Source organism: Clostridium sp. D53t1_180928_C8, assembly GCF_015667795.1.
Taxonomy (GTDB): Bacteria; Bacillota; Clostridia; order Clostridiales; family Clostridiaceae; genus Clostridium.
In genome coordinates this window covers 63,928-88,520 of record NZ_JADPEL010000014.1, presented here as the reverse complement: position 1 = coordinate 88,520, position 24,593 = coordinate 63,928, and the positions used below count along the sequence as shown (strand labels likewise).

General features: G+C 27.7%; 21 protein-coding genes, 6 tRNA genes, 1 rRNA gene, 1 pseudogene and 1 other annotated feature. All 29 genes and pseudogenes read left to right on the top strand.

What is annotated here, in order from left to right; genetic code table 11:
* The first annotated feature begins 1 nt into the window (after position 1).
* Positions 2-118: ribosomal RNA gene (rrf, locus tag I4V51_RS11085) — 5S ribosomal RNA — on the top strand.
* A gap of 5 nt (positions 119-123) precedes the next feature.
* Positions 124-200: transfer RNA gene (locus I4V51_RS11080), tRNA-Ile, on the top strand.
* Between the two features lie 5 nt (positions 201-205).
* Positions 206-281: transfer RNA gene (locus I4V51_RS11075), tRNA-Ala, on the top strand.
* Positions 282-474: 193 nt separating this feature from the next.
* Entirely contained in the window at positions 475-972 is a 498-nt protein-coding gene (locus tag I4V51_RS11070) for an HD domain-containing protein (RefSeq protein WP_195988492.1), read from the top strand.
* Between the two features lie 15 nt (positions 973-987).
* Complete coding sequence (locus tag I4V51_RS11065) at positions 988-1,497, top strand: transcription repressor NadR (RefSeq protein ID WP_195988491.1); 510 nt, start codon at positions 988-990, stop codon at positions 1,495-1,497.
* A gap of 17 nt (positions 1,498-1,514) precedes the next feature.
* Positions 1,515-2,927, top strand: coding sequence for an FAD-dependent oxidoreductase (locus tag I4V51_RS11060; protein ID WP_195988490.1), 1,413 nt, complete (start codon positions 1,515-1,517; stop codon positions 2,925-2,927).
* 14 nt (positions 2,928-2,941) lie between these two features.
* Entirely contained in the window at positions 2,942-3,175 is a 234-nt protein-coding gene (locus I4V51_RS11055; RefSeq protein ID WP_195988489.1) for a DUF1667 domain-containing protein, read from the top strand.
* A gap of 119 nt (positions 3,176-3,294) precedes the next feature.
* Positions 3,295-3,499: a binding site (T-box leader), on the top strand.
* A gap of 65 nt (positions 3,500-3,564) precedes the next feature.
* Positions 3,565-4,842, top strand: coding sequence for a serine--tRNA ligase (gene serS / locus I4V51_RS11050; RefSeq protein ID WP_195988488.1), 1,278 nt, complete (start codon positions 3,565-3,567; stop codon positions 4,840-4,842).
* A gap of 311 nt (positions 4,843-5,153) precedes the next feature.
* Positions 5,154-5,279: a hypothetical protein gene (locus I4V51_RS21400; protein ID WP_279325451.1), complete on the top strand. Its 126-nt coding sequence runs from the start codon at positions 5,154-5,156 to the stop codon at positions 5,277-5,279.
* A gap of 72 nt (positions 5,280-5,351) precedes the next feature.
* The gene (locus I4V51_RS11045; RefSeq protein ID WP_195988487.1) at positions 5,352-5,558 is read left to right on the top strand and encodes a hypothetical protein; all 207 of its coding nucleotides are present in this window, start codon (positions 5,352-5,354) and stop codon (positions 5,556-5,558) included.
* Positions 5,559-6,186: 628 nt separating this feature from the next.
* Positions 6,187-7,554 carry a hypothetical protein gene (locus I4V51_RS11040; RefSeq protein WP_195988486.1) on the top strand — a complete coding sequence of 456 codons (1,368 nt, stop codon included), beginning with the start codon at positions 6,187-6,189 and terminating at the stop codon, positions 7,552-7,554.
* Positions 7,555-7,566: 12 nt separating this feature from the next.
* Positions 7,567-8,412 carry an ATP-binding cassette domain-containing protein gene (locus I4V51_RS11035; protein WP_195988485.1) on the top strand — a complete coding sequence of 282 codons (846 nt, stop codon included), beginning with the start codon at positions 7,567-7,569 and terminating at the stop codon, positions 8,410-8,412.
* A complete protein-coding gene (locus I4V51_RS11030; protein WP_195988484.1) occupies positions 8,391-9,050 on the top strand; it encodes a hypothetical protein in 660 nt (219 codons plus the stop codon). The genes I4V51_RS11035 and I4V51_RS11030 overlap by 22 nt, the downstream gene beginning before the upstream one ends.
* A gap of 181 nt (positions 9,051-9,231) precedes the next feature.
* Positions 9,232-9,471: pseudogene (gene tnpA, locus I4V51_RS11025) on the top strand (IS200/IS605 family transposase); the annotation flags it as partial.
* A gap of 197 nt (positions 9,472-9,668) precedes the next feature.
* Positions 9,669-10,511: a DUF2520 domain-containing protein gene (locus I4V51_RS11020; protein WP_347708660.1), complete on the top strand. Its 843-nt coding sequence runs from the start codon at positions 9,669-9,671 to the stop codon at positions 10,509-10,511.
* Between the two features lie 2 nt (positions 10,512-10,513).
* The gene (panB, locus tag I4V51_RS11015) at positions 10,514-11,341 is read left to right on the top strand and encodes a 3-methyl-2-oxobutanoate hydroxymethyltransferase (protein WP_195988482.1); all 828 of its coding nucleotides are present in this window, start codon (positions 10,514-10,516) and stop codon (positions 11,339-11,341) included.
* Between the two features lie 11 nt (positions 11,342-11,352).
* Positions 11,353-12,198 (top strand): pantoate--beta-alanine ligase, encoded by an 846-nt coding sequence (gene panC / locus I4V51_RS11010; protein WP_195988481.1) that lies wholly within the window; start codon positions 11,353-11,355, stop codon positions 12,196-12,198.
* 17 nt (positions 12,199-12,215) lie between these two features.
* Positions 12,216-12,602, top strand: coding sequence for an aspartate 1-decarboxylase (gene panD / locus I4V51_RS11005; RefSeq protein WP_195988480.1), 387 nt, complete (start codon positions 12,216-12,218; stop codon positions 12,600-12,602).
* Positions 12,603-12,740: 138 nt separating this feature from the next.
* The gene (locus I4V51_RS11000; RefSeq protein ID WP_195988479.1) at positions 12,741-13,367 is read left to right on the top strand and encodes a tRNA-uridine aminocarboxypropyltransferase; all 627 of its coding nucleotides are present in this window, start codon (positions 12,741-12,743) and stop codon (positions 13,365-13,367) included.
* Between the two features lie 60 nt (positions 13,368-13,427).
* Positions 13,428-13,518, top strand: a tRNA-Ser gene (locus tag I4V51_RS10995).
* A 226-nt stretch (positions 13,519-13,744) separates the two neighbouring features.
* A complete protein-coding gene (locus I4V51_RS10990; RefSeq protein WP_195988478.1) occupies positions 13,745-14,488 on the top strand; it encodes an isochorismatase family cysteine hydrolase in 744 nt (247 codons plus the stop codon).
* Between the two features lie 54 nt (positions 14,489-14,542).
* A tRNA-Ser gene (locus I4V51_RS10985) sits at positions 14,543-14,633 on the top strand.
* A gap of 97 nt (positions 14,634-14,730) precedes the next feature.
* Positions 14,731-15,288 (top strand): carbonic anhydrase, encoded by a 558-nt coding sequence (locus I4V51_RS10980; RefSeq protein WP_195988477.1) that lies wholly within the window; start codon positions 14,731-14,733, stop codon positions 15,286-15,288.
* A 76-nt stretch (positions 15,289-15,364) separates the two neighbouring features.
* Positions 15,365-15,455 (top strand) — tRNA-Ser (locus I4V51_RS10975).
* A 5-nt stretch (positions 15,456-15,460) separates the two neighbouring features.
* Positions 15,461-15,553, top strand: a tRNA-Ser gene (locus tag I4V51_RS10970).
* Positions 15,554-15,750: 197 nt separating this feature from the next.
* Positions 15,751-16,692 (top strand): ROK family protein, encoded by a 942-nt coding sequence (locus I4V51_RS10965; RefSeq protein WP_195988476.1) that lies wholly within the window; start codon positions 15,751-15,753, stop codon positions 16,690-16,692.
* 136 nt (positions 16,693-16,828) lie between these two features.
* Positions 16,829-17,347, top strand: a complete 519-nt coding sequence (locus I4V51_RS10960) for a GNAT family protein (protein WP_195988475.1) — start codon at positions 16,829-16,831, stop codon at positions 17,345-17,347.
* A gap of 10 nt (positions 17,348-17,357) precedes the next feature.
* On the top strand, positions 17,358-20,789 hold the full coding sequence (gene addB, locus I4V51_RS10955; RefSeq protein WP_195988474.1) for a helicase-exonuclease AddAB subunit AddB: 3,432 nt from the start codon (positions 17,358-17,360) through the stop codon (positions 20,787-20,789).
* 2 nt (positions 20,790-20,791) lie between these two features.
* Positions 20,792-24,547, top strand: a complete 3,756-nt coding sequence (addA, locus tag I4V51_RS10950; RefSeq protein ID WP_195988473.1) for a helicase-exonuclease AddAB subunit AddA — start codon at positions 20,792-20,794, stop codon at positions 24,545-24,547.
* Positions 24,548-24,593: the final 46 nt, after the last annotated feature.

Here is a 24,593-nt window from a genome sequence, read left to right as displayed (position 1 = left end):
ATCTGGTGATGATGGCGTAGAGGAAACACTCCTTCCCATTCCGAACAGGAAAGTTAAGCTCTACAGCGTCAATGGTACTGCACGGGTGACTGTGTGGGAGAGTAGAACGTTGCCAGGTAATAAGGATCTTTAGCTCAGTTGGTTAGAGCAACCGGCTCATAACCGGTCGGCCCGGGGTTCGAGTCCCTGAAGGTCCACCATTTTTGGGGGTATAGCTCAGTTGGGAGAGCACTTGCCTTGCACGCAAGGGGTCAAGGGTTCGAATCCCTTTACCTCCACCAAAAGCTACGATTTAAATCGTAGCTTTTTTTTGCTTTAAATAAATTTTTAAATATAAGTTATCATTTTTAGAGTATAAATGTAGAAATATAACTAAATAAGATATATCTTTATATTTTAAATTTATTTATAATAGTGGTATTATAAATATGAATATGTATTACAATATATGTTAAAGAACAAGGTGATAATTAAATGTCTTTATATAGGGTTAAACAATTTGTTTGGGCAGTAAAATCTTTATCAGAAGATGTTGATACTGCATATGTAAATAAATTTTTAAATAAAAAGGAAAGAAATTTATTTAATAAATTAAGAAAAATGGATAAACAGCACTGTATTAGAGTTAGTAAAGATGCTGTAAAATTATCTGAAGGAAAAAATATAAATTTAAATAGAGTAGCAAAGGTTGCATTATTACATGATATAGGAAAGAGTGAATATAGTCTTAATGTTATAGAAAAATCTATATTAGTGATATTAAATAAAATGACTAAAGGTAGGTTAAAAAAATATAATACAATTAAGGCTATTAATTCATATTATTATCATGCAGAAAAAGGTGCAAATTTGTTAAAGCAATTTAATACATATGATAAAGAATTCTTAGATACAGTTAGATATCATCATAGTAACAAGGTAAATGGAAGTAAATTATTAGATGTAATAAGAGAAAGTGATAATAGAAATTAAATTGTGGGGTGAATTATGAAAGCTGATGAAAGAAGAAATAACATTATGGAAATGTTAATAGGAGAAAAAAAGGCTATTAAGGGAACAATATTAGCTGATAGTTTTAATGTAACAAGACAAATAATAGTTAAAGATATTGCTATTTTAAGAGCACAGGGAAATAATATAATAGCGACTCCAGATGGATATATGATTAATGATGATAATAGTAGTAGAGTAAAATCAGTTATTGCGGTAAATCATAATGATGAAGACGTTATTAAGGAACTTGAAATAGTAGTTAAATATGGTGGAATAATAGAAGATGTAATAGTGGAGCATCCTTTATATGGTGAAATAAAGGGGATATTAATGATAAAAAATCTTAACGATTTAAATAAATTTAAAAATTCATTAAAAGAAATAAATGCAAAACCATTATCTGCCTTAACTAATGGGGTACACTTGCACACTATTTCTGCTGACTCTGTTGAAAATATGGAGTTAATAAAAGAGGAATTAAAGGAAAATAATTTTATTTTATAAATTAGGGGAATTGAATTATGGATTATGATGTTTTAGTTTTAGGTGGGGGCATAATTGGATGTGCTGTTGCTTATGAATTATCAAAATATAATTTAAATATAGCTGTAATTGAAAAGGAGTTTGATATAGCAGATGATATTTCATTTGTTAATACTTCAATAGTATATGATGGTTCAGAAACATCTAATAATGTTATGGCTGGATTAGAGTATATAGGAAATATATTATTAGAAGATTTATGTGATAAATTCAATGTACCATTTAAAAGAATTGGATCATTAAGGGTAGTTAATGATGATAATGGTGTAATTAAATTAAATGAGATGTATGAAAGAGCAATAAGACGTGGAATTGATGGAGTATATTTAATAGATCCAGATGAGGTATATGAAATAGAGCCTAATATTAATGCTGAAGTGAAAAAAGGATTATATTCTCAGAATGTTGCAATAGTAGCTCCTTATGATTTAGCAATTGCATATGCTGAAGTAGCCTTTGATAATGGTGTTAATTTTAGATTAGAAGAAGAAGTTTTAACTATTCAGAATGTTACTAAGGGATTTAGGGTTGAAACTAATAAAAATAAATTTTCTTGTAAAGTAGTTATAAATACAATTGCAAATGAAATTTATATAAATGAAAAGGGCGTAGTTGAAGAAAAAGAATCAGACGATGGAATAAATTCTTTTAAAAACATGAGTTATATTTTACTAGATGATAATTATGAAAATAATTTAGAAAGAATAGTTACTAAAACTTTTGATAAAGATACCTTTGTTGTTTCTACTCCTGTATTAAATGGTGGGTCTCTTATTGGAATAAAAAGTATTGAAAAAACTAGTTTAGATGATAATTTACATTATGCATCTAAATTATTAAAGGGATTAAATAAAAGTAATATAAATAATTTATTTAGAGAAAGTTATGATAAGGATTCTATTGTAGTAGATGATGAAAAAATAGATAAGGGTTATATTAGTGTTATAGGAACACATTACGGAAAAGTTACATTAGCACCAGCTATAGGGAAAATGTTATGTGATACTATTAGTAGTAATTTAAATTGTAGATTAAAAAAGAATTTTATTGATAAAAGAAGAGAATTTTATAGATTTAGAGAGATGGACAGAAATGAGATTAATGAGGTTATTAACTTAGATAAACGTTATGGAAAGATAGTATGTATGTGTAACAATGTTTCAGAGGGTGAGATTGTTGATTCTATTAGAAGGCCATTAGGTGCGAGAACAGTTAAAGGTGTTAAGAGAAGAACAGGGGCTGGATTTGGAAATTGTCATGGGGCATATTGTAATGAAAAGATAATTCAAATATTATCTAGGGAGTTAGATAGAAAAATTACTGATATAGTAGATGACTCAAAAAATTCAAATATAATATCAGGTAGAATTAAGGAATTTAAAGATATATAATAGGAGTAGTAAGTATGAGGAAAAAAGATATTTTCACTTCTGTAGTTAGAGTTAAAGGAAGTGATAGGTTTAAAGTTGTTCCTGTTAAAAGTAGTGATGAAGTTGATAAGGAATTATGGATAGAAATGTCTAAAGTTGTTAGTAGATTATATGTAAGTATTCCTATAAAAATGGGAAGTATTATATGTAAGAACATTTTAAATAGTGGAGTAGATATAATTTGTACTAGAGATATTAAAACTAAATAAATATTTATTATTTGTTTTAGATATTGAGCTTATTTTATTAAAAACATTTGTAAAATTAGAATTTTAAATGTATTGACAAAAAGTAGGAGCTTATAATATATTAATATCATAAATAGTATATTAAACCGTTGAAAAGGCTAGTAATAAATTGATTGTTTTAAGAGAGTCAGTGGTTGGTGAAAACTGATAGCAATACTTTATGAATCCACCTTGGAGGGACTGTGATGAGCAGTACGGATAAACCCGTTAGTTTATAAAGAGTGGATAATAATAAATAAAATTATTATCAATTAGGGTGGCAACACGGAGTTCTTCGTCCCTTATATGGGAAGAAAGAGCTCTTTTTTTTATATCAGAAAAAAAATAATAAGATACATGTGGAGGATATTATGTTAGATTTAAAATTTTTAAGAGAAAATCCAGAAATAGTTAAGCAAAATATTAAGAATAAGTTCCAAGATCAAAAGCTTGCTTTAGTTGATGAGGTAATTGCTTTAGATATTGAAAATAGAGCTACTCAACAAGAAGCAGATTCATTAAGATCAAACAGAAAAACTATCTCTAAGCAAATTGGGGCATTAATGGGGCAAGGTAAGAGAGAAGAAGCTGAAGAATTAAAAAACAAGGTTAATGAACAAGCAGCTCGTCTTGCAGAATTAGAGACTAAAGAGGCTGAATTAGAAGAAAAAATTAGAAATATAATGTTAGTTATCCCTAATATTATTGATCCAAGTGTTCCAATAGGAAAAGATGATAGTGAAAATGTAGAAGTAGAAAAATTTGGTGAACCAGTAGTTCCTGAATTTGAAATTCCATATCACACAGAAATAATGGAAAAATTAAATGGAATAGATTTAGATGCAGCTAGAAAGGTAGCTGGTAATGGATTCTATTACTTAATGGGTAACATTGCAAGATTACAATCAGGAATACTTTCTTATGCTAGAGATTTCATGATTGATAAAGGATTTACTTACTGTATTCCACCTTTCATGATTAGAAGTGAAGTAGTTACTGGTGTTATGAGTTTTGCTGAAATGGAAGCTATGATGTATAAAATTGAAGGTGAAGATTTATACTTAATAGGTACTAGTGAACACTCAATGATAGGTAAGTTCATCGATACTATATTAAAAGAAGAAAATCTTCCACAAACTTTAACTAGTTACTCACCTTGCTTCAGAAAAGAAAAAGGTGCTCACGGAATAGAAGAGAGAGGAGTTTACAGAATACATCAATTCGAGAAACAAGAAATGATAGTAGTTTGTAAGCCAGAAGAAAGTAAAGAATGGTTTGAAAAATTATGGAAAAATACTGTAGCATTATTCCGTTCTTTAGATATACCAGTTAGAACTTTAGAATGTTGTTCAGGAGATTTAGCAGATCTTAAAGTTAAGTCTATTGACGTTGAAGCTTGGTCTCCAAGACAAAAGAAATACTTCGAAGTAGGAAGCTGTTCTAACTTAGGAGATGCTCAAGCTAGAAGATTAAAAATCAGAGTAAATGGAGAAAATGGTAGATACTTTGCTCATACATTAAACAATACAGTTGTTGCTCCACCAAGAATGTTAATTGCATTCTTAGAAAATAACTTAAATGCAGATGGATCAATTAATATACCAGAAGCTTTAAGACCATATATGGGCGGAATGGATGTTATAAGATAATATTGTTAAAAAGTACCGTATAGTGTAGATTAATAAAAAATTTAACTATAGGGTGCTTTTTTTATAGAGAATTTAACATATAAAAAATTCAGTAAGATTAAATTGAAAAATTGACCTTAGGGAATTACACATACTGGAAAATGGAGAAACGAATAGAGTTTAAGGGGTGATAGAATGTAAAAAAAAGTGAAATTTGTAATAAAAGAGATTTTTTTTTATTACAGAAATCTACATAATAAATAAAGAATATATAATATAATCTATTTTGTGCACAAAATAAAGTGAAAAAAGAAAAATAAAGGGGAAAAATAATGAGCGGTAAATTAAGAAAACTATCTATTTTTACATTAGGGGGAATGATAACTACTATGTTATTGACAAGTAATGCAGCAGCGGCTACAGCAACAGTAGAGTTATATACACATCAATCATCCTAAGAATCTAGTAGCATTGGGTTAGCAAAAAATGCAACTATATCAGGAAATAATCAAGGAAGTTCAAAACATTCAGTGTACTTTAATACTAAATATGCTGAACCAGGGAAAGGTTGGAAGAAATATGATAGTAGATTAATTGCAAAAGGAGATTCTACATCTCCAGGGACTTTTAAAGTATCAACAAGTTCAAGTTGGAAATTAGAATTAAATCCTCAAGGTGCAGGATTTACAAATTGTAGAGCTTCAGGAAAAATAGTAACGAGCGAAAATTTAAAATAAGATTATATAGAGTAGTTTATTCTATATAATCTTAGTTTTTTTATTTTAAGAGAGGATGAAGTAGTTAATGAGAAGTAAATCAATAGGACACGTAAAAAACTCTATTGTTGTGTACACTAAAGTAATAATGTTATTATTACTTAATATTTTTTTAGGTTATCAAGTATATTGTTATAGTATTCATAGAGATGCTTTATATTTTTTGTAAGTTACTCAGCAGATTAGTATATTTATATTTATCTTTTTTGTATTTATATCTTATGAAAAATTATCATATTTTAAAAGGAAAAATATAGAAGAAATAATTTTTTGCAACTATAGAGGTAGAAGTAAATTTTATGTATATAATATATACAATTTAATTATTACGGCATTAATAGTTTTTATAAATATATTGATTTTTAATATAACAATATATTATATAAGCAATGTAAAGTTTAATAAATTCTTATATCACATATTTAAAAATAATATTTTAAACATATTATTAATATCAATATTGGCAATCTTTATTGGTATAATTATTTCCTTTATAGGGAAAAGGATTAAGGCATATACAGTAATACTATTAATAATATTATTGGTCAGTCCTGTAGTTGAGTATATAAGTTTTCCTTTGATTGAAGGATTGAATATAGATATTTATAATTTTACTGATTTTATTCAGATATTAATTCCAGATACAAATTATGTAGCAGAATGGCTATATGGATTATCTATTGATACTAAGCGATGGTTAATTGTTTTTATGTGGATATTAGTATGTATAGTAATACTCATAGATAAAGTAATTGATAAAAAAAGTTTTATTTATAAAAGTAGTTTAGCAACTTTAGGAATAAGTATCGTAATAATATTTATTTTAATTGTTAATGCAGGAGAACGATTATGTTTAGATTATAGAACCATGTCTTTTTCAATATATGATCAAAGGTATTATCAACTTAATAAAATTGAAAATATAGTAAATTCAAATGATATTGAATTTACTATAGATAAATATAATATGAATTTATTTATAGATAAAAAGTTAAATGCAGAGGTAGAAATATACTTAACTAATAATAGTTATATAAAAGAATATAATTTCACCTTATATAGAGCATATGAAATTGAAAGTATAATAGATAACGAAGGCAAGGAGTTAGAGTTTAGTAGAAATGGAGATTACTTTAGTATAATTAATAAAAGTAATAAGAATATAGATTATATAAAAATTAAATATTCAGGCTTTGCACCTACTTACTATAGTAATGAAAAAGCTATATATTTGCCAGCATATTTTCCTTATTATCCAATGGAGGGATATCAACAAATATATACTTCATCAGGAAGTTACGAAAGTGAAAGGCTATTAGGGAAAAAGCAGTTTAATGTTAATGTAGAATCTAAACTAGATGTATATTCTAATTTAAATAAAAATGAAAATATATACAGCGGTGTCGGTGAGGGGGTAACTTTGATTGCAGGATTAATTGAAGAAATTGCTGCAGATGGAGTAGATGTCATAAAATCACCATTAAGCAAAAATTTAGATAATATTAATTGTGAATATATAAATGAATTACAAAATGCTTTTAATGAAGTAAGTTGGATTTTTGGAGAGCAGGGAGTTCCACAAGTTATAGATAAAAAAATAATACAGATTCCACAGCTGAATTCTGCTACTACTAAATTTATAGAAACAAGGTATTCAGATCATATATTTATGTATTTTATAGATGATCCTAAAGAAGTTATAAAATATTATTTGTTGGACAGTATTTCATATAGGAAAGAAAAACAGAGAACAAGAGAAGTATTTTTAGGGTATGTTGATGATATGTTGTATGGAAATAAGGAAAATGAATTTTTATGTGAAGATAAAGAATTTGAGCAATTGATAAAAGATAAAGAAAAACTATATGATAAAAAAGAATTCATTTCAATTATATATAAGTATTTACAAAATGAAAACAGTCTACAAAATGAAAATGAATTTTTCAACTCATTATAGGAGAGAGTTAATATGATAGAAATTAAATCATTAAGTAAAAATTATAAAAGAAAAGTTATTATAGATGATATCAATTTAAAGATGGACAATGGGGTTTATGGATTGTTAGGTCCAAATGGAGCTGGAAAGACTACATTTATGCGGTGTTTGGTTAGTTTAATTAGCTTTAATAAAGGTAAAATTACTGTAAATGGGAAAAATATTAAAAATGATGAAAACTATCTAAAGGAAGTTGGTTATGTTCCACAAAAGTTTGGTTTATTCGAAGAATCAACCGTATATGAAGTTATGGAGTATTTCTGTGTATTAAAAGGTGTAATAAAAGGTTCCATTAGCGAAGAGATAGAAAATATATTGAAGCTTGTTAATTTGGAAGATAAAAAAAATAATAAGATTAAATCTTTATCGGGGGGAATGGTTAGAAGAGTTGGAATAGCACAATCATTAATAAATAATCCTAAAATAATTATATTTGATGAACCAACAGTGGGCTTAGATCCAGAGGAAAGGATAAGATTTAAAAATATAGTTGCGAAAATTAAAGAAAATAAAATTATAATAATTTCTACTCATATAGTAGAGGACGTAGAAGCTATTTGCGATAATATAATTATTATGAATAAAGGAAAAATTTTAAGTACTAAAAGTAGTGAGGATACAAAAAATATTGCTTTAGGTAAAATTTATAATGTTAACGAAAAAGAATTGGAATTGATAAATGGGAGTTTTGAAATTATAAAAATATACGAAGAAAACTCTAATACTGTTTATAGGATATTAACTAAAGAAAAATTAAATGCTGAAGAAGTTAACCCTACTATTGAGGATGGATATTTATGTATGATAAAGGGAGTTTAAAAAAAGATATTAAACTTACGTATTTGGATTTGAAAAATTTAAAAAAATATTATTTTTTACCGATAATTATTATATTTATCTTAATTCCAATATTGCTTACTTTAAAATATTTTGCAGTAAGAGATATGGTAATTTTAAAAATAGATATGATAAATTATACTGAATTATTTTCAGCAATTTCATCTATATGGTGGATAATTATGATTTCTAGGCAATATATAGAAGTAGATGGAAATGAAATATTATATGTGTATAAAAAAATGAGATGTATCCAAGTAATTTTATTATTTGTTTGGTATATATTTAATATTTCTATATTATTTTTAGGTTATTCATTATTTTTTGAAAATATAATATATGAATACATTATTATATTAATGCAAAGTGTATTTTTTATTAGTATAAGTTATATGTTAATATATGTTTTTAAATCAGTATCAATATCAATAATGATTATTTTAACCTATATAATTTCATTTTCAATATTTTTTAAATATAATATTAGTTATCTAAATATTTTTACTGTAGAAGAAATTACTATGAGCGAGATTATATTAAATAAATGCATGATAATATTACCTATATCAATACTATCTTTTTTAATTGGGACATATAAAAATTATAAGTATTTAAGTTAAGGTACTATAAAATAGAACTATTATATAAATTGATAGTTCTATTTTTTTGTATAAAAGAATACTACCTGCTATGCAGATATTTTCAGAATAGCTTAAGCGGTGAGTATATAAAAAAACTCCTTTTTCGATAATTAAAAAAGGTTCGCAGCCAAATTTAATAGACAAAAGAATGACCCATATAATGGATAATAATAATTTATCACATACTAAATACAACTGTAAATACCACATAGTCTTTTCACCTAAGTTTACCAGAAAAGCAATATATGGAGAGTTAAAGAAGAAGATAGGGAAGAGATTAAGGCAACTTTGCGAGTGGAAAGGTGTTACAATTATCGAGGCGCATGCCTATGTAGATCATATACATCTATTTGTAGAAATACCATCCAAAATGAGTGTATCAAGTTTTGTTGGATATTTATTAGTTTAAAATTATCAAATAATGAGAGAAATTTATAATATGAGTTGACAAAAAATAGAAATATGTTAGATTTATTATGGGTGGTATTTTAATTAAACCGCACCATATATATTTGAAGTTTGAAGATTAAAAGAAATAGCTCATATCATTTTTTGAATGGGACTTGTTAGTATCACACTCGCTTGGAGGTGATAATTATAAAATTTGGATTTATTGGAGCAGGGAAAGTTGGCTTTTCCTTAGGAAAATATCTAAAAGAAAACAATATAGACGTAAGTGGGTATTATAGTAAATCACAGCATTCATCTAAAGAAGCTGCAATTTTTACAAATACGAGACAATATAATAAATTAGAAGATTTAATAAAAAATAGTGATGCTATATTTATTACAACACCAGATAATCAAATTATTGATGTATGGAATGAAATAAAAGAGTTACCTATTAAAGAAAAATTAATTTGCCATTGTAGTGGCTCTATTTCTTCAGAAGTCTTTTCAAATATAAATAATCATGGTGCATATGGTTATTCTATTCATCCAATGTTCGCTATCTCGAACAAATATAATTCATATAAAGATTTATCACAAGCATTTATAACAATTGAAGGTTATGAAAAACATATTGAATATTTTAAAATGCTATTCACAAAATTAGGGAATGGTGTAGCTGTTATTAGTAAAGATAATAAAACTTTATATCACGCTGCATCAGTAACGGTTAGTAATTTAGTATTAGGATTAATTAATAATGGAGTTAACTATTTAGAGGAATGTGGTTTTACAAAGGAAATGGCCATGGAAGCCTTGTATCCTTTAATAGAATTTAACTTAAAAAATATTAAGGAAAGAGGAACAGTTAATAGTTTAACTGGTCCTATAGAACGAGGAGATTTAACTACTGTTATTAATCATTTAAATGTTTTACGTGAAGAAGATAAAGAATTATATAGATTACTATCAAAAAATATTTTAAAGATAGCAAAAGTAAAAAATTTAGAGCGAGATTATAAAAATTTAGAAGAATATTTAGGAGAATAGTTATGAAAAACACAGCAGTTACATTTAAGCAAGCAAAGGAAAAAAATGAAAAGTTAACTATGCTTACAGCATATGATTATTCTACAGCAAAAATAATTGATGAAGCTGGGATAAATGGAATATTAGTTGGAGATTCATTAGGAATGGTTTGTTTAGGGTATGAAGATACTTTATCAGTTACTATGGAAGATATGATTCATCACACTAAAGCAGTATCAAGAGGAGTGAAAAATACATTAGTTGTAGCAGATATGCCTTTTATGTCATATCAAACATCAGTATATGATGCAGTTGTTAATGCAGGAAGGTTAATTAAAGAAGGTAGAGCGCATGTAGTTAAATTAGAAGGTGGACTTGAAGTATGTGATAAGATAGAGGCTATAGTAAAAGCTTCTATACCTGTTATGGCTCATATTGGTTTAACGCCTCAATCTGTTAATGCTTTTGGTGGATTTAAAGTTCAAGGTAAAGATGAAGAGGCTGCAAAGAGACTTATAGAGGAAGCTATTGCAGTAGAAAAAGCAGGAGCATTTGCAGTTGTATTAGAATGTGTTCCAGCTAAACTTGCTAAAATTATAAGTGAGAGATTAACAATTCCTACTATAGGAATTGGAGCAGGTTCAGATTGTGATGGACAAATACTTGTATATCAAGATATGTTAGGTATGTATAGTGATTTTACTCCTAAGTTTGTTAAAAAGTATGAAAATTTAGGTGAAAAAATGAATATAGCATTTAAGAAATATATAGAAGAAGTTAAGGATGGAGTTTTCCCTTCAGAGGAACATTCTTTTAAAATAAATGATGAAGTAATTGAAAAATTATATTAGAGGGTAAGGATATGATAGTTTTAGATAAAATAAATGAATTAAGAGATAGAGTAAAAGGGTGGAAATCTCAAGGATTAAAGGTTGGATTTGTTCCGACTATGGGGTATTTACATGAAGGGCATGAAAGCTTAATAAAAAAAGCTTCAGAAGAAAATGACAAGGTTGTTGTAAGTATATTCGTTAATCCTATTCAATTTGGTCCTAAAGAAGATTTATCTACTTATCCAAGAGACTTAGAAAGAGATAGTAAGGTATGTGAAGGGGCTGGAGCAGATATTATATTCCATCCTAAAAATGAAGAAATGTACTTTGAGGATTTTTCTACCTTTGTTGATATGAATGGGTTGACAAGTGGATTATGTGGCAAGAGTAGACCAACTCATTTTAGAGGTGTTTGTACTGTAGTAACAAAGTTATTTAATATAGTATCACCGGATAGGGCTTACTTTGGAGAAAAGGATGCTCAACAATTGGCTATAATAAAAAGAATGGTAAGAGATTTAAATATAGATGTAGAAGTTATAGGTTGCCCTATAGTAAGAGAAAAAGATGGACTTGCTAAGAGCTCTAGAAATACTTATTTATCTATGGAAGAAAGAAGTGCAGCAACAATTTTAAATAAATCATTAAATATTGCTAGAGAAAAGATTAAAGATGGAGAAAGAAATTCAGCTAATATTATAAGTACTATTAAAGAGATAATTGAATCAGAGAGATTAGCTAAAATTGATTATATTGAGGTAGTAGATAGTTTTTCTATGGAAGATGTAGGTGTTATAGAAAATTCTGTATTAGTAGCAATAGCGGTGTTTATTGGTAAAACAAGATTAATAGATAATTTCATATATGAGTTATAGTAGGGAGAGAAGTAACAATGAAAGTAAATATGTTAAAGGGTAAGATACACAGAGCAACAGTAGTACAAGCTGAATTAAATTATGTTGGAAGTATAACTGTTGATGAAGATTTATTAGATGCAGCGGGAATATACGAGTATGAAAAAGTTCATATTGTAGATATAGATAATGGAGCAAGATTTGAAACATATACAATTGCCGGTGAAAGAGGATCAGGAATGATTTGTTTAAATGGAGCAGCTGCAAGGTGTGTACAAGTTGGAGATAAAATTATATTAATGGCTTATTGTGATTTAGATAGAGAAGAAGTAATAGATCATAAACCAAAAGTTGTTTTTGTTAATGAGGAAAATAGAATTAATAGAGTTACTAATTATGAAAAACATGGACAACTTTCTGAATAATAATAAATAAAGTTGTTATAGCAATATAAAAATTTATGATGATGAATTTAGTATAATATTTTATTCTAAATTCATCATTTTTAATTAATAGCTAAATATAGTATTATGTTAGTTATAATATATAGTTAAGAGGTTAGGATGAGAAATAAGAAGCAAATAACAAGAGTATGTGAAAATTGCAATAAGTGTGGACTACCAATTATAACTTGTATATGCAAGAGTATAAAAGAGCTTGAAACAAAAGCTAAGTTTATAATTTTATCTAGTGAAAAAGAAGTATATAGAAATACAAATACAGCCAATTTATTAAAACAAATTAATAATAAATCTACTGAAATAATTATTTGGAAAAGAGGAGAAATTCCCAAAAGTATCTTAGAATATATAAATAATGATATTTATAATGTTTATTTAGTATTTCCAATAATGAATAAAGAAATGGAGATAAGAAAAGTTAAATATAGTAAAGATAATCATACACCAGTATTTATTATTGTTGATGGTACATGGAAAGAAGCTTGGAAAATAATAAGAAGAAGTGATTATTTAAAGAATTTACCTATAGTATCATTAGAAATAAATAGAGTTTCTAAGTTTACGTTAAGAAGAGGTCAGGAAGAAGGAAATTTATGTACAATAGAAGCGGCTATGGAGTTACTTAAAATAAATGATGAAGATATATTAAGTGAAGAGATAAATATGGTATTTGAATTATTTTTAAAGAGCTATAAAGCTGGTGCAAGTGGACATAAAATAAATTCATAATTTTTTTATAAAAAGTGTTGACATAATATTTATAGGTTGATATAATAACAATTGTTCCGAGGAGAGATGGTCGAGTTGGTTTAAGGCACCGGTCTTGAAAACCGGCGTGCGTGTGAGCGTACCCAGGGTTCGAATCCCTGTCTCTCCGCCAAAAGCTTCTAGCATTTGCTAGGAGTTTTTTTGTAAAAAAATTAGGAATAACATAAAATGTAACTATTCATAATTACATTTTATGTTGAAAAATATATTCATTTAAGGGCACTTAAAGGTTTCTAGTAACTTTTAAGTGCCTAATTGTTGTTTATTTATTTAAGTATTACTATTAATCCATAGCACATAGCTTAATAATTTTAAATAAATAAACAGGAGTGATTAAAATGAAATTTAATAATAAGGAAACAGCATTAGTAGTGGTAGATCCACAAAATGAATTTTTACATGAAATGGGAGCGGGATATAAATTAGCAAAAGGTGTTATAGAAGCCAACAACACTATAGAAAATATGATATCTTTATTTAAAGTAGCAAAGGAAAATGGATATAAAGTATTTGTATCACCACATTATTATTATCCACATGATTATACGTGGAAGTTTGGAACAAATGGCGAACATATGATGCATAATATGAAAATGTTTGAAAGAAAAGGGCCATCAGAAGCTGTAGAAAAGGATTCAAGAGCTGATATACTTGCTCAATTTAAGCCATATATAGAAGATGGTGAAACTATAATTGCAAGTCCACATAAGATTTTTGGTCCGCAAACAAATGATTTAGTATTACAACTAAGAAAGCAAAAAATAGATACAGTAATACTTGCAGGAATGAACTCAAATATTTGTATTGAATCACATATGAGGGATTTAGTAGAGCAGGGATTTGAAGTATATATTGCAAAAGATGCTACTGCAGCACCAGGAATAGATGCTTATAAAGCTGCTGAAATCAACTTTGGAATGTTATCAAGTGGTTCATTAACAACAGAAGAAGTATTAAATAATATGAAAATTAAAAATTCATCAGCTTGTTCTTGTAATGGAAATAAAGCAACAGGAAATTGTAATGGAGAAGCTAATGAAAATATAATTCAAAGAACTTTAGAAAGACTAAAAAGAAAATAAAAAATAAATTATATTGACATAACTCACAAATACTGATATAACTAATCTTGTCCAGGAGAGATGGTCGAGTTGGTTTAAGGCACCGGTCTTGAAAACCGGCGTGCGTGTGAGCGTACCCAGGGTTCGAATCCCTGTCTCTCCGCCAAAAGCTTCTAGCAAACGCTAGAAGCTTTTTTTGAATATATAATATAAATTATGGTAAAATAAACTTATAAAATCTTTTATAATAGGTTGGGGTATATATGAATAAATTAGATGAAATATTAGAATTTAATAGGAAATTTGTAGAAAATAGAGAGTATGAAAAATATAAGTCTAGCAAATATCCAGATAAGAAGTTAGTAATATTATCTTGTATGGATACAAGATTAACAGAGCTATTACCAAAAGCACTAAATTTGAGAAATGGTGATGCTAAAATAGTAAAAAATGCAGGGGCTACGATAATGCATCCATTTGGAAGTATTATAAGAAGCATTATAGTTGCTATTTATGAATTCGATACAGATGAAGTATTAGTAATTGGACATAAAAATTGCGGAATGAGTAATATTAATGGTAAAGAAACAATTAATAAGATAATTAATAGAGGAATTACAAAAGAAACCATAGAAACATTAAATAACTCTGGAATTGATATTAAAAAATGGTTACATGGGTTTGATTCGGTAGAAGAGTCTGTAAAGGAAAGTGTAGAGTTGATAAAAAAACATCCGTTAATTCCTAGAGATGTTAAGGTACATGGGTTAATAATGGATCCTGAAAGTGGTAAATTAGAAGTTATTACTAAGGATTATTAAGTAAATAAAAAAATATAAAAAAAATTTAAAATGTGTTGACATAAATTATAACTGTTGTTATAATTAATCTTGTCTTGGAGAGATGGTCGAGTTGGTTTAAGGCACCGGTCTTGAAAACCGGCGTGCGTGTGAGCGTACCCAGGGTTCGAATCCCTGTCTCTCCGCCAAAAATGGAGAATTACTCAAGTGGCTAAAGAGGCTCCCCTGCTAAGGGAGTAGGCTGGATAATACTGGTGCGAGGGTTCGAATCCCTTGTTCTCCGCCAAAAGCATCTAATATTTATTAGATGCTTTTTTGGCGTTTATAATAATTTTTATATATACAGTGACAAAATGACTGTATTAATTTATAAATAACTGAATTAATTCCAATTTTTCCATAATTAATAATTGTAAACGTAAATCTTAAATGGTATACTTTTATATAGTTAAAATAGTATAACCTATAGTGGGAGGGTAATAAATGGAAAAGAAGTATGTTGTAGGTGTAGATTTAGGTGGAACTAAAATTTACACAGCTTTAGTAGATTTAGAAGGAAATATTATAAAAGAAAAAACAGTTGAAACATTGGCACACGAAGGTGACCAAGCTGTTATGGGAAGAATAGTAGATACAATTAATTATGTTATAGATGGAACAGATAAAAATTTAATAAAATCTATTGGTATCGGTTCTCCTGGACCATTAGATGTTAAAAATGGTGTGATTTTAGAAACTGCTAATTTACCATTTAAAAACTTTGAAATAGTTAAAGCGATAAAAGAAGCATATGATTTACCAACTTATCTAGATAATGATGCTAACGTAGCAACATTAGGAGAGTTTATGTTTGGTGCAGGAAAAGGCACTGAAAATATGGTGTTTATTACAGCAAGTACAGGTATCGGTGGTGGTGCTGTTTTAAATGGAAGATTATTTAGAGGATCAACAGGAAATGCTTTAGAAGTTGGACACATGACTGTATCAACAGAAGGGCCAAGATGTGGATGTGGAAATATAGGATGTGCAGAAGCTTTAGGTTCAGGAACTGCTATTGGTAAAAGAGCTAAAGAAGCTGTATTAAGTAACGTTACAACTTCATTAAAGAATTATGATAATGTTACAGCTAAAGAAGTATTTAAAGAAGCTTCAAACGGAGATAGAGTTGCTAAAAACATATTAAAGAATTCTTTAACTTATCTTGGAATAGCTGTAGCTAACACAATAACAAATTTTGATCCAGAAAAAGTTGTTATTGGTGGTGGAGTAGTTAATGGTGGAGAGATAGTTATTGATACTATAAGAAAAGTAGTTGAAGAAAGATGTATGCCTACATTTGTTGAAAACTGTACAGTTGAAAAAGCTTTATTAGGTGGTAAAGCAGGAGTACTAGGTGCTGCAGCTTTAGCTATAACTGAAAGATAATATATATTATATAGACTACAATATATGAAGAAATCATCTTTATATGTTGTAGTTTTTTTATTGCATAATTTATGAAGAGTAATAATTAGAAAAATTTAAAGAACAATAGTATTATTAATTAGGGAGGGGAATTAATGTGATTTATGGAGATAAAATATATTTAAGAGAAATATTAAAGGAAGACATTGATGAAACTTATGATTTATGTTCAGATAGTGAAGTATTAAAATATAATGGAGATCAATATGAAAGAGTGTCAAAGAAGTATATAGCTGAACATTTAAAATATTTAAATATACCTTCAAAAAGAAATTACGTAATAATTAATAAGAAAGGGTCTATTGTTGGAGTAATAATTTACTCAGAGGATATGTACATGAGAAGTGTCTATAACATTAGTATAACCATAGGTAGAAGGTATTGGAGAAAAGGGTATGGGTCAGATGCAATAAATGCTATATCAAAATATTTGTTTTTTAAGAGAAAGGCTCATAAGATTGAACTAGAAGTAGTCAGAGAAAATGAAGCAGCTGTGTTATGTTATAAAAAGTGTGGATTTATTGAAGAAGGAATAAGAAGAAAAAAATATTACTATAAAGGTAAGTATTTAGATACTATTGTGATGGGGTTATTAAAAGAGGAATTTAAAGCGTAAGGAGTTGTATATGGGAATTAGATTTATTTTTGGGAGAGCTGGTTCAGGAAAAAGCTATTATTGCTTAAATCAAATAAAGAAAAAGATAGATAATGATAAAAATAATAAGTTAATAATGCTTGTACCAGATCAATATACATTTCAAACTGAAAAAAAACTACTAGAGCATGTAGGAGAAAAAGCATTACTTAGAGCTGAAGTTTTAAGTTTTAAGAGAATGGCTACAAGGGTTTTTGATAAATGTGGTGGAAGGGCTATTAATGTAATAGAAGACTCAGGAAAAAATATGCTTATATATAAACTGTTAAAGGATAAAGGCGAAGAGCTTCAATATTTTAATAGAATAAGTAAGCAACAAGGTTTTGTTGGAATAGTATCAAAATCAATTACAGAGTTTAAAAAGTACAATATTTCCGAGGAAATGTTAAAGGAAAAAGAATTACAGATAGATAATAAAGATTTAAGAGAAAAGATTAATGATTTAACTTCTATATATGAAATTTTTAATGAAAATTTGCATAAAGGTTATATAGATTCAGATGATATATTATCTATTTTAGCACAAAAGCTAAAAAATTGTGAACTATATAATGATGCAGAAATCTGGATAGATGAGTTTACAACTTTTACACCACAACAATTAGAGGTTTTAAAAGTATTAGCTAAGCAATGTAAGAATGTAAATATAACATTATGTAGTGATGGAGATATAGGATTTACTGAAGGTGAAACGGATATATTTGATGTAATAAAGAATACAGAAAATAGAATTCTAAAAATGATGCAAGAAAATAATATTTCCTATAAAGAGCCTGTTAATTTAAATAAGAAAGATATTTATAGATTTAAAGATAGTAAGGAGTTAGGGCATATAGAAAAATATTTCTTTAATTTTCCTTTTAAAATATATAAAGATAGATGTAATGATATAAGACTGTATAAGGCTAATAATAATTATTCAGAAATAGAATGGGTTGCTCAGGATATATTAAGACTTGTTAGAGATAAAGGATATAGATATAAGGATATTGCTGTTGTTTGTAGAGAAATTGATAGTTACGATAAAATAACCTCGGTAATATTTAATGAGTATAATATTCCTTATTTTTTAGATAAAAAAAGAGAGGTATTAAGCAATCCATTAGTAGTTTTAATAATATCTGTACTAGAAATATTAATTACTAATTGGTCCTATGAAAGTGTATTTAAGTATGTAAAAAGTGGGCTTATAACATTAGAATCTGCTTTTATTGATAAGCTAGAAAATTATATTTTAGCTTATGGAATTAAAGGATATAAATGGACTAGAGATTTATTAGTTTCCCAAGGTGAGGAATTAACACAAGAAGAAATTGAAGTCTTTGAATATATGGAAGAAATAAGAAGGCCAATAATTAATTTATATAATAAGATAAAAGGTGAGGTTACGGTAAGAAAGTATTGTACTGGGTTATATGAATTTTTATTAGAAATAAATGCTTTTGAAACTATGGATAAATGGCTTGAGGATTTTAATGAAAAAGGAATGCAAGATAAAATTAAAGAATATACTCAAGTACCATCTATAGTTATGGATATGCTAGATCAGGCAGTTGAAGTATTAGGTGATAAGGAAGTTGATTTAAAAACATTTTCTAAGATATTAGTATCTGGTTTTGAAGAAAAGGAAATAGGTGTAATACCTATGGCTTTAGATCAAGTAAATATAGGTGATATTGCAAGAGTAAAAGGTAGAGATGTTAAAGCTCTTTATATAGTAGGTGCAAATGATGGAGTATTACCTTCTGCTAATAAGGATGAAGGTATATTATCTGATGAAGATAGAATTGAGCTTAAGGCTATGGGAATAGAGCTTGCAAGTGATACAAGAAGTAGAGTCTTTGAAGAGCAATTTATGGTTTATACAGCATTAACAATACCTTCAAACTATTTAATGATTACTTATCCAATGGCAGACTTTGAAGGGAAATCATTAAGACCTTCAATAATAATACCTAGATTAAAAAAGATTTTACCTAGATTAAGGGAAGAAAGTGAAATATTTAACAATAACTTATTTAATGATAAGTATCATAATATAACTGCACCAACTCCAACCTTTAACGAGCTTATTGAGGCCTTAAGAAGAGAATATGAAAAAGAGGAAATTGAGCCTTATTGGGTAGAGACTTTTAAATGGTTTGAAGAAAATGAGGAATTTAAAGATAGAACTAAAATTATATTTAATGGATTAAATTATACTAACTTAGTTGAAAAGATACCAAGAGAGAAGATAAAGAGACTTTATAGCAATGATAATGGAAGACTAATGTTTAGTGTTTCTAGAATAGAAAAATATGCTCAATGTCCATTTAGTTATTATGTTCAATATGGATTAAAAGCTAAGGATAGAAAAGTATATGAATTTACAGCACCAGACTTAGGTTCATTTATGCATGATATATTAGATCAGTTTACTAATAAAATAAGAAAAGATCATATATTATGGGGTGATTTAACTAAGGAAAGATGTAGTGAAATAGTAAATGAGCTAGTTAATAATAAGTTAAAAAATGAAACTAACTCAATATTAAATAGTAATAAGAAATATCAATATTTTTCTGAAAGATTTAAAAAGACTATAACTAAATCAGTAACTGTAATATCAGAACAAATGAGAAAAGGTGAGTTTGATATATTTAAAAGTGAATTTGACTTTGGAGATTTTAAAGATTCAGATCCTATTAAATTAGAGTTACCTTCAAAGGAAACAGTATATTTAAAAGGTAGAGTAGATAGAATTGATAAGGTTGATTTAAATGGAGAGACATATATAAGAATTGTTGACTATAAGTCAGGTTCCAAGAATTTTGATTTAAATGAATTATATTATGGTCTTCAAATGCAGTTATTAGTTTATTTAGATGCAATACTTAAAAACTCTAAGCAAATTTTAAAGAGTCAATGTATGCCTGGTGGAATATTATACTTTAAAATTGATAACCCAATAATTAAGTCTAAAAAAGCTTTAACAGAAGAGGAAATTCAAGTTGAAGTATTAAAAAAGCTTAAGATGGATGGATTATTATTAAAAAATGTTGAGCTTGTTAAAGCAATGGATAAAGATATGGAGACATATTCACTTGTAATACCAGCGGCATTTAAAAAGGATGGAGATTTTACAAGTACTAGTTCTGTAGTAACAGAAGAACAATTTGAGCTTTTAAGAAAATATGTTAATGATAAGATGATTGAAATTTGTGAGGAAATGCTTAGTGGAGAGGTAAAAATAGAGCCTTGTAAATCATCTAAAGTAACTTATTGCGAGTATTGTGATTACTCGGCAATATGTCAGTTTGATACTTCTATTAGAGATAATAAATATAAGATTATCTTAAAAAAGAAAAAGGATGATTTATGGAATGCAATGATTAATAAAGTAAAGGAAGAGGAGGGAGAGTAATTATGTCAGGTACTAAATGGACTAAAGAACAGCTTCAAGCTATAGAAACTAGAAGATGTAACTTACTTGTAGCAGCAGCTGCTGGTTCAGGAAAAACGGCAGTTTTAGTAGAGAGAATTATAAGAATAATAACCAATGAAGAAAATCCAGTAGATATAGATAAGCTTTTAGTTGTAACATTTACTAGTGCTGCAGCAGCCGAAATGAGAGAAAGAATAGCAGCGGCTATATCTAAAGCGTTGGAAAATAATCCTAACTCTAAAAATCTTCAAAGACAGCTAACTTTATTAAGTAGAGCTAATATTACTACTATGCATTCTTTTTGTTTAGATGTAATTAAAAATTACTTTTATACTATAGATTTAGACCCTAGTTTTAGAATAGGTGATGAAACTGAATCAACTTTAATGAAAAATGAAATAATTGAAGAGCTTTTTGAAGAATATTATGAAGAAGATAATGAAGAGTTTAAAGAGTTAATTGAAGCATATAGTGGTTCTAAAGATGATGAAAAACTAAAGGAAATGATACTTTCATTATATAGGTTTTCTATGAGTGGGCCTTGGCCAGAGCAGTGGTTACTAGAAAGGGCTGAAGATTTTAATATAAGTACAATTGAAGAGCTTGATAAAAGTCCATGGGTTAAGGTGTTAAAAGATAGCTTAAGAGTTGAATTATTAGGTTTTTTAAATATGTATAAAAAAGCTATTGATATTATTAATGATACTGATGGATTAGCTCCTTATTTAGATGCTTTTAATAGTGATTATGACTATTTAGAAAGAGCATATGTAAGTTTAGATGAAAATTTAAATAGTATATATACTGCATTAAATTCTATTACTTTTATTAAATTAAAGACAGTAAAGAAAAATCAAGTTTCAGATGAAAATGCCCAAAATTCAGTTAAAAGTATAAGAGATTCTGTAAAGAAAAAGATTAAAGCTTTAATAGAAAGTACATTTGAATTTACTCCTCAAGAGGCATTGGATGGAATAATTGGAGTATATCCTTTTATGAAGACTTTAGCAGCTGTTACACTTGAGTTTTCTAAGAGGTTTAATGAAAAGAAGAGAGAAAAAAATATATTAGATTTTAATGACTTAGAGCATCTTTGTTTAAAGATATTAATAGATAGAGATGAAAATAATAATATAGTTCCATCTAAAGTTGCAGAACACTTCATGGAATTATTTGATGAAGTTTTAGTTGATGAATATCAAGATTCTAATAATGTTCAAGAAACTATAATAGACTTAGTTTCAAGAAGAAGACTTGAAGAGTCTAATGTATTTATGGTTGGAGATGTTAAGCAAAGTATATATAGATTTAGGCAGGCAAAGCCAGAGTTATTTCTAGATAAGTATAATAGATATTCTTTAGAAAAAGGTACTAATGATAGAAAAATTCAATTATATAAAAATTTTAGAAGTAGGCAGGAAGTTATAGAAGGAGTTAACTATATATTTAAAATGCTTATGTCTCAAACTGTAGGAGAATTGGAATATACTGATGAAGAAGCCTTAAATTTAGGAGCTAGTTTTGAAAGTGCTAATGATGAAGAGTCAATAGTTGGTGGAGAAATAGAACTTCATATATTAGATAAATCAGGAATTATTAAAGAAAAAGATGAAGAGCATACTGATGAAGACAATGAAGAAGGTTCTAAAGAAGAGGAAGAAGACATTGATGGAATAACTCTTGAAGCTAAAATAGTTGCTAAAAGAATAAAAGAATTATTTGAAGTTAAAGATGGTAAAAAGTTTAAAGTATTTGATAAAGATACTAAAGAATATAGAGATGTTAAATATAAAGATATAGTAATTCTTTTAAGAGCAACAAAAAACTGGTCAGAAATATTTTTAGATGAATTAGGTTCAGAAGGTATTCCTGTATATGCGGATACTGGCAGCGGATATTTTGAATCTATTGAAATAAGAACTATTATGTCTCTTTTAAAGGTAATAGATAATCCTCTGCAGGATGTTCCTATGATAGCAACATTAAGATCGCCTATAGTAGGGTTTACAGCAGAGGAATTAAGTGATTTAAGATTATTAAATAAGGACTTATATTTTTATGAAGTAATAAAGGAAGTATCAGAAGGTATTCATAAAGTAAACGAAGAATTAAGTTTTAAATGTACTAAGTTTATGGATGATTTATCAAAGTGGAGAGAAAGAGCAATTTATACTCCTATAGATGAATTCATTTGGTATTTATATATGGATACTGCTTTTTATGGATATGTTGGAGCTATGCCTAATGGTAAGCTAAGACAGGCAAATTTAAAAATTCTTTTCCAAAGAGCAAAGCAATATGAAAGCACAAGCTTTAAAGGCTTATTTAATTTTATAAATTTTATTAATAAGCTTAGAAAGTCTTCTGGAGATATGGGAAGCGCTAAGGTTCTTGGAGAAAATGAAGATGTAGTAAGAATTATGAGTATTCATAAAAGTAAAGGGCTTGAGTTTCCTGTAGTATTTACTAGTGGAATGGGAAAACAATTTAATTTAATGGATTTATCAAATTCTATTTTATATCACGAGGAATTAGGATTTGGACCTAATTATGTTAATTTAGAAACTAGAAACTCATATTCTACATTAGCAAAGGAAGCTATAAAGAAAAGAATAAGATTAGAAACCCTTTCTGAAGAAATGAGAATACTTTATGTTGCATTTACTAGAGCAAAGGAAAAGTTAATAATAACTGGAGCTACTAGCAATTTAGAAAAAGCAATTAGCAGTTGGATATCATCAGCATCTTTAGATGAAGATATAGTTTTACCTTCTGAAGTTTTAAAAGGAAAATCATATTTAGATTGGATTGCTATGGCAATGTGTAAACATGCCTGTGGAGAAAAACTTAGAGGGGTAACGGGTGCTACTAGAGACCTAATAACAAGTGACTTTTCCACATGGAATATTAAATTCTGGACAAAAGACTTATTAACAGTGGATAAAAATTTAGAGCCTGTGGATAAAATTGAAGATGAGAGCTTGTTTATAACTTCTAAAAATATAGTTGTGGATAAAGAAATTCAAAGAAGGCTTGATTATAAATATAAGTTTATAGAAGGTGCAATGTTACCAAGTAATATTTCTGTTTCTGATTTAAAGAAAAAAGAATTTACTTATGGTGATGAGGTACATGATACCGTTGAAGTATTTAAAGAAAAGGAAGTTTTAAAGCCTAAATTTTTAAAAGAGGAAAAGGGATTATCAGCAGCAGAAAGAGGTACTGTAATTCACTATGTTATGCAAAGATTAAATTATGATAGGGTGAATACTATTGGTGAGATTAAAGCTCAAATAGAAGAAATGGTATTAGATAATTCATTAACTGAAAAGGAAGCATCAACAGTTTGGCATAAGAAAATTTATAATTTCTTTAATAGTAATTTAGGGAAAAGATTAATAAAGGCTTATAAGGAAGGAAGATTAGTAAGTAGAGAATTACCTTTCTTTACTGAATTAAGTAGTGTTGAATATAAACCAGAATTAAATGAGAAAGTTTATATTGATGAAAAAATAAGACTTCAAGGAATAATAGATTGTTTCTTTGAAGAAGGGGATGGAATAATTCTTTTAGACTATAAGACTGATTATGTAGAAGAGGGGAATGAAGAAGAAATAATAGATAGATATAGATCACAGCTTAAGTATTATAAAGATGCTTTGGAGAAAATAACTGAAAAGAAAGTTAAGGAAAGTTATCTTTACTTATTTGGAATAGATAAAGAAGTTTTATTATAAATAAAAAAGCGTTGAACTTAGAAATAAGTACAACGCTTTTCTTATA